Below are 17,634 nucleotides of genomic sequence, written 5' to 3' on the forward strand. Positions count from 1 at the left end.
CTTAACATTGCACGAACGATTTAGCCCGTCATAGCTAAGGGCTAAATCGCGAAAAAAGCACTTTCACTTCCCTTGCATTGCCTTAAAACCAGCAGGACTTAATAATCCAGTATTGCCTTTGTAAACGGATATTTAGGTGAGTCGCCAGTGATGTCTGAAAGTACCGAGTTCATGGTATCTACGTCGCTATCGAAGCCGCCGTGGGATGTGGCAGCGGTGGGTTCACCTTCTTTCCCCTCACTGTACTTAAACGTCACGTTAGGCAGCGGCTGATTAAACACAGCCATACCTAACAAGGGCATCTCTGGTTTGGATTCAAACGCATTTGATACTAAATAGAGCAACGACTTCTGGTAAATGCGCGCTACGTGGTCATCTTTTTCCAACGCTTCAGATAAGTTGTAAACCGTGGTCGATTCAATGTGTTTCCCTTCTATAAGCGCAGAGAGCTTTTCGTTGAACAAGGGGTAGCTAATGGCTGGAGCCAGTAAATGCAGACTCTTAATCGTTATGTTTTCATCAACTTTACACAGCCTAGATAGGCTGTGAGCATGAAAAATAGAGCCTGCCGAATGACCGACGACATGCAGCTTAATATCTGAATTGTCTTTCAAGTAGGCGGCCAATTGCGTTAGGAAATACGTACCATCTGATGTGGTACGGGTAAAAGGCGTGCAAGCGTCTGATTTCATTTCTCGCCACAGGGCGCCGCCTACTTTACGTGTTGACCATTCTAGTATGCGGTCGGTGTAGTCAGTGAAGGCTCCAACTTTGTTGCTAATCTCTTTATTCTTAAAGCCCAGAATATCTTTGAGTTCTTCTAGCATACCCGTGTCGTACATGAAGTGAATGGGGTAAATATCGTTTTTAAGAAAGGTGTCTTTCATGGCAGCAATGCGTTTAGCCGAAGCTTTTATGCTATTTAAGCCGCCGTGTGCATATAGCATTACATGGCGATGGTTACTGTCAGAAAGTTTTTCAATAATGGCATCGACGTGGTTTTTATTGCTCCAATATTTACTTCTGGTATCAAAGTGTCCGTCGTCGAAATGAACGAAGTGATCTTGAATACTCACCCGTGGAGTGGAGCGAGAAAACAAACCCTGTGCAATAGAGCGCGTAGCTTGGTGGTAAGTGCCTGTACCTGAAATAGGAAGTGCGAGTTGAACAACCCACGCATCCATAACGTTTAACGCCCAGTCATCGTAACGCCAAAGTGCCAGCCCTGACTTTTTCCAATCCGTCCCCCAGGAGTTTTGGATCCAGAAGCCTTCATCGTTATAGCCAACAATGGCAAACGCATGGCCACCCATGGGTTCAGGCCTTAGGCTTATTACATCACCTTCGCTATCTTTCCAGCCTTCATGAATTCTGGCAGAAACAAAGATTACGCCCACTTCGTTAAGCGCCGCATGAAAATCGCTAATTTCTCGTTCAATACGGTAGTACGCACCTAGCCTGTGATTGCTTGCATTGTTAGCAATAGCTAGGGTCATTTCAAATTCGTTGCTGTGCTTAATATCTTCAGTTAGTGACTCGTTACATACGCCACTGTTGTACCACCCCTTAATTGCACCGCGGCAGCTTGAGCCCTCATAGGCTTCGCCTAACCATTCATCGTGACGTTTGGCCATAGCATAAAGCATCCACGGGCTAACAGTATGTTTTCGGCCCTGCTGACGATAAATGAAATTGATGGTTGCCGCCAATGCGAAGCCCGTACAGGCACCATCTTTCCCTTGATCTAAGATAACCAAATTGCCCGGCGGGTCGATAAAAGGCTTAAGTGGCGTGAGATTTGGTTGGTAATAACGATCCCTAAGGTCGGGGTAATCGGCGCTGACATTCAGCATATTTTTTGAGACAGGCGAGTTCATAAAATCATCCTTTGATTAGGGCAAATGAACCTTGCTGTACAGACAGGTGAAACGTTCGTACACCAAAGGTCGAAAGCCCTTAGCTCATTACGGTTGTCCGAAAGTGCTGCCTTGAAAAAGGCTGTGGTCAAATGAGCGACATTACCTTCGTCAAACGTGAAGGCATTTACAGCATGTCAACGGCCTCGCTAAACGCTAACAACATACGAACTTCGGTTTCGGTGTGACCCACACCTTTTCATTGTTTCGGTATTTTGTAGTTTGACACTCTTTATTCAAGAGTATCAGGGCGCATGAATTTCCATGCGTCCCATCTAATGTAACACAAACTAATGTAGCAAAAGCGGCAAGGCAAAGGGAAGTGAGATAAAAGAGCTGCCTTATTTAGTTAACTATTGGCTTGCTAAGCCAACACTTGCCGTTTTTCAACGCTGCTAGCGCAACATCAACGAAGAAGGGGAAGAGACAAAGCTTTCAATACGATGTCGCCATTACGAAACAACATAAATTGGATCGTAAATGTCGTTATAAATTTTTAGAAAAGTTACTTGTATTATCAATGTTGTTTTTGGTATTGAGGCGAGACTTAAATGTTTAAAATAACGCCATTGCTATTTTATTGTTTTTCTATACTAGCGACACCGACGGTGGCCATTGCCGCTGACGTAAAGTTAAATATTGATGTCGAAAGCTCTGGTCCGATATTGAATAAAAATATTTATGGCCAGTTTATGGAGCATTTAGGCAGAGGCATTTATGAAGGCATTTGGGTAGGTGAAGACTCAGGCATACCTAATGAAGATGGCTTCCGATTAGATGTACTACAAGCATTACGCGATTTAAAGGTACCTTTATTGCGCTGGCCAGGGGGCTGCTTTGCAGATGAGTATCATTGGCGAGATGGTATAGGTCCGCGAGATAAACGCCCAAGAACAATCAATAGTAATTGGGGAGGGGTTATTGAAGATAATGCGTTTGGCACCCATGAATTTTTCCAATTTGCAGAGTTATTAGGCGCACAAACTTACGTCAACGGCAATCTGGGAACAGGCAATCCCCGGGAAATGGTAGAGTGGCTGCACTATATGACCTCTGATGCAGATACGACGGTTGTTCGCGAACGTAAAAGAAACGGCCGAGATAAGCCGTTTAAAGTGGACTACTTCGCCATTGGCAATGAAAGCTGGGGATGTGGTGGTAACATGACACCAGAATATTACGCTGATCTTTACAAGCAATATTCTGCATTCCTCAAAGCCCCAGAAGGAAACCAACCTAAGTTTATTGCCAGCGGTGGTACTGACGATCAAACAGAGTGGACAAAAGTACTCACCGAGAAAATTAACTCTTCATGGAGTTTAAAAATGGACGCGATAAGCCATCATTACTACACACTTCCGACCGGAGATTGGAGTAATAAAGGAAGCGCCACAGGTTTCCCCGAAGATCAATGGTATTCAGCGATACAACGCACTTTGCAAATTGAAGCATTTATTGAGAAGAACCTCGCCGTTCTTAAAGAAATGGATCCTGAAAACAAAATCGGTTTTTATGTCGACGAATGGGGATCCTGGTACGACGTTGATGAGGGGACTAACCCTGGTTTTTTGTATCAGCAAAATACGTTGAGAGATGCGATTATAGCTGCACTGAATATTCACGTTTTCAATCGTCACGCCGAACGCGTACAAATGACGGTAATTGCTCAGATGGTTAACGTATTGCAAGCCATGATACTCACTGATAACGAAAGAATGCTTTTAACGCCCACATATCACGTATTTAAGATGCACATACCGTTTCAAAACGCGACCTACCTTCCAGTTAGCCTAAGTAAGCCACTATTAAATAAACACGCAGAGATAAGCATTCCAAGTATCAGTGCTTCAGCAGCCAAGGCACAGGACGGTAACACCTATATTTCTATAGTGAATACGCAGTTGAATAATGCAATTGAAGTAGAGCTTAATCAGATAAAAAAGGTCAAAGGGGAAGTATTAACCAGCGATAAAATGGACGAGCACAATACCTTTGATGACCCGAACAATATTCAACCTTATGAGTACTCTACTGGCGTTAAAGATGGTAAGGCCGTCATAGTCGTCCCAGCAAAGTCGCTGATGGTGCTTAATTTAGGCCAGCTTTAATCAAAAAGTATGGTGTGAACAGACCCGCAAAAGCAGTGGGGCGTAATATAATTTAAGCGTTCAGTTTGCGCTTTCATTTAACATTAATGTTTTTTATAAGAATAGAAAGAATTATGCAGATATTACTTATTAGACAAATTGCGATGACTGTAGCGAGTATTACTCTTCTTATTGGCTGCTCACCTCATCAAGGTGACGGAATAAGTCTTGATAATGACTCTGAAGCTTTCAAGCCGCAAGCTATTACTAAATATAAAGCCTATACTAAGCAATTCGACGATGACATACACATGTCTAAAAACCACGCAACAGGACATGTTGGGGATCTCTTTTTTACCCACTGGAAAGACGGTGGCGAAGCCTCTCTCAAACTAAGTCAAAGCGGAGAATTTGAAGTGAGTTGGGAGGGCGGCGGATATAATTATGTTGGGGGCCCCGGGTGGCATTACGGAGATGTGAGCCGCGAAATTGGCTATCGCTTTGAACAGGAGAGTGGCGCTAGTTATATTGCACTCTATGGATGGGGATACGACAGCAACATGTCTAAAGACAATCCTGCTCACTTAGTTGAATATTATGTTCTTCAGCGCTGGACCTATGATCCTAGCCAAAACGGCATTTTCGGTAAGACCTTTGTGAGTAACGGCGTTGAATACACAACTTATCGAACTATACGAGAGCGAAAGCCCTCTATAAATAATACGGCCACGTTTTATCAGTATTGGAGTAAACCGTCTAAACCCATGCCTCTAGGCGAAGATCATAAAATTATCTTTGCCGATCACGTGGCAGCTTGGGCTGACGCAGGCTGGATTCTTCCTGATATGAATAATTTTGACGCAAGCGACGACCCTACATATCAAGTTATGGCAGTAGAAGTATTTAATCCTGCAAAGGACGGTAAGGCGACTGGTAAAGTGTGGGATGCTAGTGCTCAATTTTAACTCAGTTGCCTAACCGGCGCAGTTGTAATCTTGTGTTAATTATCGACTTTGATTATCCGATGCCGACGGTAACGCACCAATATTTTCAAAAGCGTTCGTTACCTTCTCTGGCAAGACTATATTCACTTTTTTGGAAATATGGCGCTGTAGTTCAAACCGCTTTAAGTCAGGGGAGACAAAGACTGTTCTGGGATGTCCGTTAATCAGTTGACCATTGGTTTCATATTGAGCTGTGCTGTCTTGCAATTTATCGAGTGTATTTATTTCACGATTGCAGGGCTCTGAACTACTTGTAGATAATGTTATCAGCGGCTGTTGATTTTCAGGTTTTACATAAGCGTTTCCGTCCAGTTCAGCAAGTTGAGCTTTCTTGTATTGGGCGCATAAAGCGTCCTCTTGATCCACACTTAGTAAAGGACCGTGATGTTGCTCATCTGCCGTCAACAAATTACTTTTTACTGTATGACCATCTCGCTCAAATACATCAGGCCCTGTCTCGGGGTGCCAACCAAAGTGGTCATCTGTGGCACTTCGAGCAGTTCTTGTAAATCGCAGCGTACTGTTAACAAACGTATTATGCGCAATATTGGCGTTCGCTGAGTTGAGCACCCACACACCTAAGTCGTTATTTACAAATGCGTTACCCACAGCAGTAATGCCATCCGATATCTCAAAAAATAACCCAGCCTGCGTGTTTTCGACATAGTTATTGATAAACAGGCCTTCACGGTTTCCCACGTCGTACCATACACCCTTTGATGTTGGATGATTAATAATCAAGTTATCCCGTACTGTTACTCTGTACGTTTGATTAATGATTTTCACTGCGGAAACATAATAACCAGTGATGTTCTCAATATCGTTACGCTGAATGATGTTTTTTTCGAGTAAAACGTCTGAAGAACCAATAATATAGATACCTTCAGTACTGGTATCAGAAATCAGGGAGTGTCTTATTATTAAACCGTCACCGCGAAAATAGCCTGCGACACGCGAGCAATATGTGATGGTGACATTTTCAAGTAGCGTGTTTATGACCTCTTTACCATAGGTTAAAGGATCGGCAACGCCAACAGGTTCATCTACTGGCTCGTCTTCTGGTAAAAAGGTTCGTTTACCTTCTATACCGATAGCCCGCCAAGCGTATTGAGTAAACGTAACCCCATAGATTTTAGGGCCAATCTTGTCACTTCGTTTATTGTGGACGTCGTTCGATGTACGCAACAGCGCTGTGTCGTAAGCGGTGATTTCGATTAATTTATTATTTGGATCAGTACCGATGTAAACCTGCTGCTTCTCATAATCAACAAAAAATGTATTAGGCGTTAACTCTTCGATACTGCCAGCCGACTGTAAAAACTCACCATCAATAAAAACCATGTCATTATTAAATCGATGTAGCGGCGTTTTATCAATGTGGCGCTCCTGACGCCACCAAAACATAGGTTTAGAAGGAAACAAGGTTTTCCAATTTGTAACCCACACATTGTCTTGTTTTTGTTCCCAGGTCGAGGCTACTTGAGTTCCTTTCAAAATGGGTTTTTCGTCTTTATAGGGTTGTAAAGTTATCCCTTGATTAAGTATTAAATTGCCAGTGCGATAAGTACCACCTCTTAAAACTATTGCATCTCCCGATGTTACTTTACTTATAGCAGAGCTAAGCGAAGTGGGATTATCAAGTGTGAGTCCATCTGCCCGAGGTTGTCCCTCTGGAGATACATAATATATTGTCTTAGCGTTTGGCTGCGCATAGCTTTTTGAGATTGGCCCATAAGGTCCACCATAAAATTGCGCCTTTACAGGTGTGACTGAACTGAGTCCAAAAGTCATCACGATGAGTCCGAAACGGAGCCAAATGTTCATGATTACTGTTCCTTTAATATTCACAAGTTAAAGAAAGTCAGTATAGAGGTTAGTGAGCGGTGATGAATCTATATTCATCCTATTAACAAATAATCGAAATGAGGTTAACAAATTCAGTAATATGTGTTGCTCCGCTTTCTACTAGCATAATGAAAAATCAATTCACAAGTAGCAAGAAAGGAACAAACATGAGGTTAAAACTCTTGTGCGGCAGTGTTTTTTTAATCAGTGCTTTAACAGTTAAGGGGCAAACTTCCTTCCCTATGAAAGTTAATGATTCAGAGTATTTTGAGGCTCCAGGAGCCAATGTATTGGTATATAGCAACTGGTACGATGGGCTGTTCAGCGATTCAAAGATTAGTGGCATTGAAATTATTCAGCACGGCAAGCGTATCGCCACTAATGGTGACGTTAGGCTAAATGATACTCCCGAACAGTGGGATAGTATTCCGACTTTCATCAAACGCGATGTTGATGCCGAAAAAGGTGCCATTAGAGCTTCACTACATTATCCAGAACACAAATTTAATTTCAGCGTCAAAGTTACTTCGACGAAAGAGCATCTCAACATTAGCGTACACACCGATGCCCCTTTACCCGAAGAGCTAGTGAACAAGGCGGGGTTTAACCTCGAATTTATGCCTTCAGCATATTTTAATAAGTCTTTTATCGCCGATGACGCAACCGGTACGTTTCCTCTTTACCCTTCTGGGCCAAAAGAACAAAATGATTTACAAGCACCAACGCCGCTTGCCACCGCGTACCATTTAGTCCTAGCACCAGAAGACGCAGAGCGCAGAATAAGTATTGAGTCGAAACAGCAACCTATCTATCTGTATGATGGAAGAACAAAGGCCCAAAACGGGTGGTTTGTAGCGCGCTCCATGATCCCGGCAAATAAAAGCGGTAAAGTGCTGGAATGGTCTCTAAACGTTAGCAGTATAAAGGATTGGCAACGGTCGCCAATAATTGCGCACTCTCAGGTAGGCTACCACCCTAATCAAAACAAAATAGCGGTACTGGAACTCGACCCGAAGCACGTCATAGGCGAAAACCTAGTTTCCTTACTTAAAATAATGCCGTCGGGTGAAAAGAACGCGGTCTTGTCTAAAAAACCAATGGATTGGGGGAAATATAAACGATATCAATATGCAAAATTCGACTTTTCAGCGGTACGTGAAAGTGGCCTTTATCAGCTTAAGTACAATGACACCATCACCGCGCCGTTCAGAATAAGTAAAGATATTTTCAGCAAAGCCTGGCATCCAACCTTAGACGTTTTTTTTCCGGTTCAAATGGACCATGTTTTAGTAAACGAAGCCTACAGAGTTTGGCATGGTGCTTCCCACTTAGATGATGCTTTGCAGGCACCGATCAACCAAAAACATTTTGATTTATATGCCCAGGGGCCGACAACCGATACTCAATTCGCGCCTTTAGAGCATGTACCGGGGTTAAATATTGGTGGATGGTATGATGCGGGAGATTACGACATTCGTACTCAGTCGCAATACAGAGCCGTTCTAGGTCTTGTTGAAGTATGGGATCAGTTTGCGCCAAAACGCGATACTACCCTTGTTGACTACGATCGAAAGTTTGTTGATATTCATGTGCCAGATGGTAAACCCGACATACTCCAGCAAATTGAGCACGGCACTTTAGCACTAATTGCACAACACCGAGCATTTGGCAGAGCAATAAACGGTATCATTGTGCCTAACATATCCCAGTATACGCACTTGGGTGATGGCATCACCATGACCGACAATCTGGTATACAACCCTACAATGACACCTTTACAAGCAGATGGAAAACACAGCGGGGTCCCTGATGATAGATGGGTATTTACCAGTCGCTCCTCAGCCGTTAACTTTGGCTCCATCGCCGCTTTAAGTGCTGCTGCCCGTGCACTACGGGATCATAATCCTGAGCTCGCTACAGAAGCGCTCAATACAGCCGAGTTAGCTTGGCAAGAAGAGCGATCTCACCCTCCCTTCTTGTTTCATCATGGGAATACAACAGGAGGACGACTTGACGCAGAAAAGCTTTCGGCGGCAGCAGAACTATTGATGAGCACGGGGGACGAGCAGTATAAGCAGGCAATTAATACCCTTTGGCCCGAAGTCGAGGCACATTTTGCGCAGCACATTGGTACTCTAGTTCGCTTAATTCCTTTAATGGGCGATAAATATAAGCACAAAATTGAATTGCTAGCTAAGGACTATGTGAATGAAGGTAGGCACATTACGCAAGCTAACCCGTTTAATGTCACAATTACAGAAGGTGGATGGGCAGGAAATGGACGGATAATACGCGATGCTATTCATCATTACTATTTGGTCAAGGCGTTTCCTGGGCTACTCGAACCAGACGCTGTTTATGATGGGCTGCATTATCTCTACGGGACGCATCCAGATTCAGATATCTCCCTCGTATCAAATGTCGGCACCGTATCAAAACGCGTAGCCTACGGTATGAATCGCGCAGATTTTTCATTTATTTCTGGTGGGGTTGTCCCGGGTATTTTAATAATTAAACCTGACCTGCCAGAAAATAATGAAGAATGGCCATTTTTCTGGGGCCAAAATGAATACGTAATAAATATCGCAGCGTCTTATATCATGCTTGTACATGCCGCTAACGACTTACTAAATAGCTCTGCTGAATAGCCCAAATAGGGCTATTCTCCCTTACAGATTAGCCCTGCATTTGTTCGAGCTCGTTCCCTGCAGTTTCGCGAACAAATTTAAACACGAAAAAGACTGAAAGAAGCGCGCACGTAGTATAGATACTGTAAGCGCCTGCCAATCCAATCCCAGTTAGCATGAGTGGGAAAGTCATGGTGACTGCAAAGTTAGCTAGCCATTGTGCTAAGCCACTTACAGCGAGACCAGAGCCTCTGATTTGGTTAGGAAACATCTCACCTAGTAAAACCCACATTACAGGCCCCCAGGATAAATTGAAAAAGAAAACGTAAGCATTGGCGGAAATAAGCGCCACACTACCTAATCCGCCAAGAATCAAATTTCCGTTGATGTCGCTCGATGAGTTGACGAAGGTGAATACCATGAATGCGAGAGAAATAGACATTCCTATTGAACCAATAATCAGAAAAGGTTTACGCCCTAATCGGTCAATGAGAAACATGGTGATAACACAACCAGCGATACTTACAGCGCCTGAGATAACGTTAATTAAAAGTGCATCAGCCTCTGAAAATCCCACAGCTTGCCATAGCACCGCTCCGTAATAAAAAACCACGTTTATTCCTACAAGCTGCTGAAATGTAGCCAATCCGACACCTACCCATACAATGGGACGCAGACGGTTTCTCGTTTTGTCGATTAAATCTGAAAACTTTGGTTTTCGGTCTTTTTTGACTAAAGATGCTTCAATCTCCAAAAGTTTTCTTTGTCCTGCTTCTTGACCATACAACTTCTGTAAAATGGCCAGCGCTCGTTTACTGCTTTGCTTCATAACTAAAAAACGTGGGCTTTCAGGAATGAAAAATAAGCTTGCAAGAAATAGTGCGGCTGGAAACAATTCTATCCAGAACATCCACCTCCATGCTTCATATCCCCACCAAAAAGGAGCTGTTGATACCCCCGCCATATTGGCTACAACATAATTACTGACGAATGCGCTAAATAAGCCGAAAATGATGGCTACTTGTTGAATAGTGATAAGCTTACCCCGTATGTTTGCTGGAGCAATTTCACTAATATAAGCAGGTGCAATCACTGAGGCAGCTCCGACTGCCAACCCGCCAATAACGCGATAAACCACAAATTCGGTAGAGCTTATTGCTATACCTGACCCCCATGCACTAGCAATAAACAATGAAGACGATAACAAAAGAACGGTTTTACGCCCTACTATGTCCGAGAGCCTTCCTGCGATGAAGGCACCAACTCCACACCCAAGCAGCATACTGGCAACATTGAACCCGGTGCCAACAGAGTCAGAACTAAAAGCCAGTTTCAGCCCGTCGACAGTGCCGTTAATTACCCCGCTATCGAAGCCAAACAAAAAGCCACCGATAGTAGCCACCACACTAATAAGGAAAATAAAAATAAGATTTTCTTTTTCTTTGCTATCTTTCACAAAACTACCACCTAAAAGATTAATATAAGAGCACTACAACTGGCAGCTCGCCTGACCCTGATTTGCCACTAATTTAATTGTGTTTAGTTGAATGGACGCAGTGCCAATTACCTCTAACTCAAAAGGAACTTTTATGTTTTTCATATCAGCGCCTGTATCAGCAAAACAACTGAGTTTCAAAAAGCCTTGCTGCCATCCCCCGCCTGCTTTTGCTTGTATTGTTGTCGTCACGTCCAGGTTGGACTTGCATTGACTTTCGCACCCCAGCTTTATTGAGGCGCGCTGTATGTCTGCTGATAACACCTGGTAGTCTATCTGTAGAGCCATATCACCATTCGACTGACGTTCAAGGTCAATCGGTTCTCCCTCTATTAAAAAGCTTCCTCTATCTAACCAGTTCACAATAACCGAATCTTCTTGGGCGAGATAATCAGCCGATTCAACATTCATGTTGCCACCCGCACTGCTGCTTTTTCCCTGTAGGTACTGATTGCGACCTTTGACATCGCTCAACACTAGTCGCCATGGTGATACCGCTGCTCCAGCAATCAAAAAGTTTGATATGTGATAGTCGCTTATTGTCTCTGCTTGGGTTTCATCTAGCTGTTCAACGCTGACACCGTCCGTTACAGAGAGTCCATATCCCAAAGCGAATAAGGGGTCATAGTTGGCATTTTCACCACTCAAAACATCATGGTCGGCTTTTTTGGGCCACGAGAAACTTAGGCGCCCAATGAAGTCATGGTTAATTTTTTCTTGCTCATTACGCATTATTACGTCTGCAATTCCGCCGCCTTCAGTTCCAGGCAACCAAGCTGCAACAAACGCATCGGATGCGTTTATTTCTGGATTCACCCATAAAGGTCGTCCGGAAATAAATATCGAGACAGTGGGGATATTTAACGCCTTGAATTTTTGAAGAAGTTCTAATCCAGTGTTATCGGTGAAATCTACGTGGGGTCTATCTCCTTGGAACTCTGCGTAAGGTTGTTCACCGAAAACGATGATCGCTACATCCGGTCGTACTTCAAATTCACCCTCTGGATGATAATCGACTGTACCCTCACTACCGGCTACCGCCGATCTAATGCCGGCAAGAATTGACTCTCCGTTGGGAAAGTCGCTATTGGCATTACCTGTACCCTGCCAGCTTAACGTCCACCCGCCACTAGCTTGGCCAATATTGTCAGCGGCTGTACCCGCCACAAGAATACGTTGATTCGGGCTAAGCGGTATTAATTGCTGGTTATTCTTTAATAATACCAGTGATTTTCTGACCGCCTCTCGCGCCACGGCTCGATGAGATTCGGAACCCAAACGCTTATAGTCACCCGCTAGTGGCCGTGATGATGGTAATCCTGCATCGAACAGACCTGCTCGCAGTTTTACTCTTAGTATTCGGACCACAGCCTGATCTAAACGAGCTAACGTAATTTCTCCTGACTTTACTTGCTCAAGTGTATTTTGATAGAGCTTCTTCCAGCTATCTGGCGCCATAAACATATCAAGACCTGCGTTAAACGCATTAGCACAAGACACATTAGTGCAGCCTTCAACTTGTCCGTGCCCATTCCAGTCGCCCACTACAAAGCCATCAAACCCCATTTGAGCTACCAATACATCGGAGAGCATGGTCTTGTGTCCATGCATTTTTATACCGTGCCAGCTATTAAATGACGCCATTATTACCTGCACACCGGCTTGTATTGCGGGTGGATACCCAGCGCCGTGGACATCGCGCATTGTTATCTGATCATCTACGTTGTCACCTTGGTCTTCACCATTACGCGTACCCCCATCACCAATAAAGTGTTTAGCGGTTGATATAATATGATGTGAATTTAAAAACTGGTCCGTGTTCACTTTTCCCTGAATACCGGAAACGAGTGGTTCAGCATAGCTCGCAACAATGGCCGGATCTTCAGAAAAGCTTTCGTAGGTTCTTCCCCATCTGCTATTTCGTGCCACAGCCAAGGTTGGAGCAAATGTCCAGTCTAACCCCGTTACTCGCATTTCAGTGGCGGTTACCTTTCCTATTTTTGCCATTAGTGCAGGGTCGTTGGCCGCTCCTAGTCCAATGTTGTGAGGGAAAATAGTTGCTCCTACAATATTATTGTGTCCGTGAACAGCGTCACTTCCCCACAGCAAAGGAATGCCGACTCTGCCGTTAGATTTATCAGTAGAGGCCAGCCAAAATTCGTCAGCTAGCGCCAGCCACATGTCCGCTTCTGCACGATTATTTTTCTCTGGCGCAGAGTTTCCACCATTTAATACCGCGCCAAGATAAAATTCTCTAGCTTCTTCAGGGGTGACAGAATTGATGTCAGCTTGAATAATCTGCCCCACCTTCTCTTCCACAGTCATTGCATTAAGTAACGTAGCGATTTTCTTTTCGTGTTCACGGTTTACCGTTATTGGAGATTGCTGTGAAGGCCACGCCTTAGGTTCTATTTTAGGAACGTCTTCTCGATAAATAGTTGTGTTCTTTTTTTCCATACCCGTGCAAGAAGAAGCCAAAAATACAAAAGCTAACGCAGAAAAATAATGGACCTTTGACATCTCTTTAAACCATCAAAAATTGTTGATGGTGTAATACTGCCAGAAAAAATAATCACCACTACGCGATGCATAAAAAACACAAACGACTTACAACAATTCATAAACAGATTATTTACATCCTGCGCTAACATGTTGTTGTCCTGTTGAAAAGGCATCTATCGCACGTTTGCTACTTCCCTTGTGCTAAGTAGGTTTATGTGCAGGGCGCGGTTGAAATACCGGAAGTCCCTGCGTTAGCTCCGAGCGGGATTTTTAATCCGGTTGAGGAAAAAGGCGTCGTCAACCAATTGCCCGATAAATTCACTGTTACTTTCAAGTAATTGGTATACGTGGAAACAACGCTTGGTATATACGCTGACAGAGAGCAAAAAATAATAGTTTATGAAAATCATCGAACTTAAATCTGATGCAATGCGTGTCACTATAAGTGATTTTGGTGCTCGCATCCTCGATTGGCAGGTACAAGTAAACGGCAGCTATCGGTCGATTGTGCTTAAGTACAATAACGAAGAAGATTATTTATCCGACCAATTTTACCTAGGTGCAATTGTTGGCCCATTTGCAAACAGAATTAAAGATGGGAGGGTAGATATTAGAGAAAGCCAAGTATTGCACCTTGACCGCAACGAAGGCCTTAATCATTTGCACGGAGGGGAAAATGCAATAGATAAACAGGTATGGCAAATCACTCGTTGTTCACAGAGCGCTGTACGGCTGGAATTAGTTATTCAGGATATGTGGAATGGTTACCCTGGAGCACTAGAACTTACAGCTGAATACACATTAGAGAATAACCGGCTTCGACTTCGCGTAAGTGCACTCTCGGAGAAAGACACAGTCGCGGGAATGTCAGCCCATAGTTACTTCAATCTTAACGGAGTTAATAGCCATCGAGGTGGCTTAGAGCAGTGGCTTACCACATGTGCAACTCACGTAAATATTAACGATTCGAACGGCCTACCAATCCGCCCTCCTCAGTCAGTAAAACATACGCAATATGACTATTCAAAGCGGTATCTTTTAACTCAACAAAAGGGGGCTGAGGTTCTCGATAACAATTTCATTTTTTCCAATTCGTGCTCCAAGGCTATTTTGGAAAGTTTCGATAGATATTTGAAGCTGGAAGTATCTTCAGACTACCCTGCCATGCAGCTTTATACCGGAGGTCATTTAAGTGAGCCTTTTTGTAAAAACCAGAGCGTTTGTATAGAACCGCAGTTCGGCCCTGACATGCCTAATTGTAAAAATCATCCCTTGGGGTTACTTCCAGCAAATACGCTTCAACAACACATAATCGACTATACAATTACCACAGAATGATAGTTCCCAGTTTCAACATTGTTGCAATATCGCTTTAAACACTTGGGGAACTATCAATGGTAACACCTAGATGAGGGCGTTATCTCACAGTATTTCCTATAGTCTGTCAGCAAGCATGTTTTCCAGCTTTTGTTGATCGATAGCAAAGTTGCGTATGCCTTCAGCAAGCTTTTCTGTCGCCATTGCGTTTTGGTTCATTTCCCAGCGAAAGGTTGCCTCATCTAGTGGTGCAGGGGGAACTTGGTACTCATTTGTATCACAAAGCATACGAGGTAGCGGATCTGAACAGTTTGCCAGTGCCTCCAGAAGCTCTGGACTAATAGTTAATCTGTCACACCCAGCCAAAGCCTGAATCTCACCGATATTTCTAAAGCTCGCTCCCATAACAACGGTTTTATAACCATGAACTTTATAATAATTATAGATTTCGGTGACCGATTTAACTCCAGGGTCATCGTTAGGTAAGTACTCAGCAATATTGTGATGAGACTTGTACCAGTCTAATATTCTGCCGACGAACGGGGATATCAAAAACACATTTGCTTCGGCACACGCTCGTGCCTGCGCAAAGTTAAACAAAAGCGTAAGGTTACAATTAATGCCTTCTCGCTCTAACTGCTCAGCGGCTTTAATTCCCTCCCATGTCGAGGCTATCTTTATAAGAATACGAGATTTGTCGACGCCTTCTTCCTCATATAGTTTTACGAGTTGTTTAGCCTTATCTATAGTGGAAAATGTATTGAAGGACAGTCTAGCATCTACTTCCGTAGATACTCTTCCAGGTACAAACTCGCTTATTTCTTTACCAATAAGTACACAGAGCATGTCGTTGGCGTGCAGAATTTGCTGTTCCTTATTATTAGCCTGTGCCCTTGCCCAGCTAACTGATTTATCTATCAAATGCTGATATTGAGGCAAAGTAGTGGCTTTTAAAATTAAGGATGGGTTGGTAGTGGCATCATAAGGTCGATACGTTTTAATTGCTTCCACGTTTCCTGTATCTGCAACTACGGTAGTCATATCCCTCAATGCATCTAACTGATTTTTCATTTCTTTACTCTGTGATTATTTAAAAGGACTTTAGGTCAGTTCGGAAGAACTTTGAGTATTAATGTAAATCGCAAATACAGGGCGCAGATATTATGATTTTGGATATTGGTGTTGCGAAAAATCTGACTGAAAAAACATAGCCTATACCTTTTCCAAAAAAGTGAAATAACCACTAAATAACAAATAAATTACAAAATTAAAGAATTTCATTTCCACATTTCATAATTGCGATAGCCGATAAAAAGAATGACCATTTCGGCCTGGTTATGTTCTGGAATGTAGTTATGTATTTAGGGATCGATTTAGGAACATCTGGTTTAAAAGCGGCACTTATGGACGACGTAGGTAATATCATCGACACGAAATCTGCGGCGTTGTCTGTGAACAGTCCCAACCCCCTATGGTCTGAGCAAAACCCACTTGATTGGTGGTCAGCAGTAGAGTCGGTTATTGACCAGCTTTCACAGTCTCATATCGTTTCACAGATAAAAGCGATAGGGCTCTCTGGGCAAATGCACGGCGCTACTTTATTAGATGAAGCTGGAAGCGTAATAAGGCCCGCAATTTTATGGAACGATGGGCGATGCCAAGCGGAGTGTTTGGAAATTGAAGGGGTTGTTTCAGACAGCCGAAGACTGACTGGCAATATTATGATGCCAGGGTTTACTGCACCCAAGTTGCTGTGGGTCAAGAATAATGAACCTAAGCATTTTGAGAGAATTCATAAAGTGCTTTTGCCCAAAGACTATTTGAGATTTCGGCTGTGCGGCACGTTCTTTTCTGATATGTCAGATGCGTCAGGCACAATGTGGATGAACACCCGAGAACGCTGTTGGGATGAATCGCTTTTGGCTGCATGTGGGCTTACGAAAAAGCACATGCCAGAGTTGGTCGAGGGGCCCCAAGTAACGGGGACATTATTACCCGAGCTAGCCCGGAAGTGGGGAATAGACGAAATCCCAATTGTGGCCGGTGCAGGAGACAATGCAGCCGGCGCAATAGGCGTTGGGTTGACTGAGCCTGGTCAAGGCATGATTTCACTGGGCACCTCTGGCGTCTACTTTGTCGTAGCTGATCAATTCAGCAGCTTCCCTGAGAAAGCAGTACATAGCTTTTGTCATGCCTTACCTGACCGCTGGCATTTAATGTCGGTAATGCTAAGTGCCGCCAACTGCCTTGACTGGTTCGCCAAATCAGTAGTTGGAAAAGATGTTCCAGCTGTACTTTCTTTGCTAGAAAATGAAGACGGCCCGTCGGAAAATGCGCCGTTTTTCCTTCCATATTTAAGTGGTGAACGTACGCCGCACAACGACCCTAATGCATCTGGCGCCTTTATTGGTCTTACACACCAACATTCCACAAAAGATATGGCTTACGCTGTTTTGGAGGGGGTTTGTTTTGCTATGGCTGATGGTGTAGATGCTGTTCATGCCTCAGGTACCTCTGCGAATGACATTTGTTTAATTGGCGGTGGCACTAAAAGCGCCTATTGGCGACAAATGATGGCGGATATCTTAAACCTAAAACTTTCTTACAAGCAGGGAGGAGATGTCGGCCCAGCACTAGGAGCTGCAAGGTTGGCTCAACTGGGAACCTGCGAAAACAGTCAAGTGCAAAATGTGTGTGGATCGCCACCTCTGGTTGATATCCACAACCCAAATGCAGAGCATCATCAAATTTATCAGCGAAGACGAAACCTATTCGTTTCGCTTTATCCCGCTATTCAGCAAGCGGTATCGCCTTTATCTCAAACGTCAACGGAGCGCTAAA

The 17,634-nt window shown here is 43.7% G+C and carries 10 protein-coding genes; 5 read left to right on the plus strand and 5 right to left on the minus strand.

Annotation, left to right across the window (positions count from 1 at the left end; translation table 11 throughout):
• Positions 1-98: 98 nt before the first annotated feature.
• The gene (locus WA381_RS03595) at positions 99-1,877 is read right to left on the minus strand and encodes a C1 family peptidase (protein WP_156087272.1); all 1,779 of its coding nucleotides are present in this window, start codon (positions 1,875-1,877) and stop codon (positions 99-101) included.
• 590 nt (positions 1,878-2,467) lie between these two features.
• Between WA381_RS03595 and WA381_RS03600 the strand changes: the two genes are divergently transcribed.
• Both WA381_RS03600 and WA381_RS03605 read left to right on the plus strand, forming a co-directional pair.
• Complete coding sequence (locus tag WA381_RS03600) at positions 2,468-4,024, plus strand: alpha-N-arabinofuranosidase (RefSeq protein ID WP_156087271.1); 1,557 nt, start codon at positions 2,468-2,470, stop codon at positions 4,022-4,024.
• 113 nt (positions 4,025-4,137) lie between these two features.
• Entirely contained in the window at positions 4,138-4,968 is an 831-nt protein-coding gene (locus tag WA381_RS03605; protein WP_156087270.1) for a glycoside hydrolase family 11 protein, read from the plus strand.
• A gap of 39 nt (positions 4,969-5,007) precedes the next feature.
• On the opposite strand, the gene WA381_RS03610 is transcribed toward WA381_RS03605, so the two are convergent.
• Positions 5,008-6,831, minus strand: coding sequence for a NosD domain-containing protein (locus WA381_RS03610; RefSeq protein WP_156087269.1), 1,824 nt, complete (start codon positions 6,829-6,831; stop codon positions 5,008-5,010).
• 188 nt (positions 6,832-7,019) lie between these two features.
• Here WA381_RS03610 and WA381_RS03615 point away from each other — a divergent pair, with 188 nt between their 5' ends.
• On the plus strand, positions 7,020-9,500 hold the full coding sequence (locus WA381_RS03615) for a glycoside hydrolase family 9 protein (protein ID WP_231506590.1): 2,481 nt from the start codon (positions 7,020-7,022) through the stop codon (positions 9,498-9,500).
• Positions 9,501-9,528: 28 nt separating this feature from the next.
• Here the strand turns inward: WA381_RS03615 and WA381_RS03620 are convergent, their stop codons facing one another.
• A complete protein-coding gene (locus WA381_RS03620) occupies positions 9,529-10,935 on the minus strand; it encodes a sugar porter family MFS transporter (RefSeq protein ID WP_014951359.1) in 1,407 nt (468 codons plus the stop codon).
• A gap of 33 nt (positions 10,936-10,968) precedes the next feature.
• Positions 10,969-13,494 carry a glycoside hydrolase family 3 protein gene (locus tag WA381_RS03625; RefSeq protein ID WP_156087268.1) on the minus strand — a complete coding sequence of 842 codons (2,526 nt, stop codon included), beginning with the start codon at positions 13,492-13,494 and terminating at the stop codon, positions 10,969-10,971.
• A gap of 381 nt (positions 13,495-13,875) precedes the next feature.
• Between WA381_RS03625 and WA381_RS03630 the strand changes: the two genes are divergently transcribed.
• On the plus strand, positions 13,876-14,814 hold the full coding sequence (locus tag WA381_RS03630) for an aldose epimerase family protein (RefSeq protein WP_156087267.1): 939 nt from the start codon (positions 13,876-13,878) through the stop codon (positions 14,812-14,814).
• Between the two features lie 96 nt (positions 14,815-14,910).
• Here WA381_RS03630 and tal read toward each other — a convergent pair whose 3' ends face one another.
• On the minus strand, positions 14,911-15,864 hold the full coding sequence (gene tal, locus WA381_RS03635; protein ID WP_014951356.1) for a transaldolase: 954 nt from the start codon (positions 15,862-15,864) through the stop codon (positions 14,911-14,913).
• Between the two features lie 284 nt (positions 15,865-16,148).
• Here tal and xylB point away from each other — a divergent pair, with 284 nt between their 5' ends.
• Complete coding sequence (gene xylB, locus WA381_RS03640) at positions 16,149-17,633, plus strand: xylulokinase (protein WP_156087384.1); 1,485 nt, start codon at positions 16,149-16,151, stop codon at positions 17,631-17,633.
• The last annotated feature ends 1 nt before the right edge of the window (position 17,634 follow it).

Origin of the sequence: Alteromonas sp. CH_MED4-4, assembly GCF_037029575.1 — a bacterium.
GTDB lineage: Bacteria > Pseudomonadota > Gammaproteobacteria > Enterobacterales > Alteromonadaceae > Alteromonas > Alteromonas macleodii.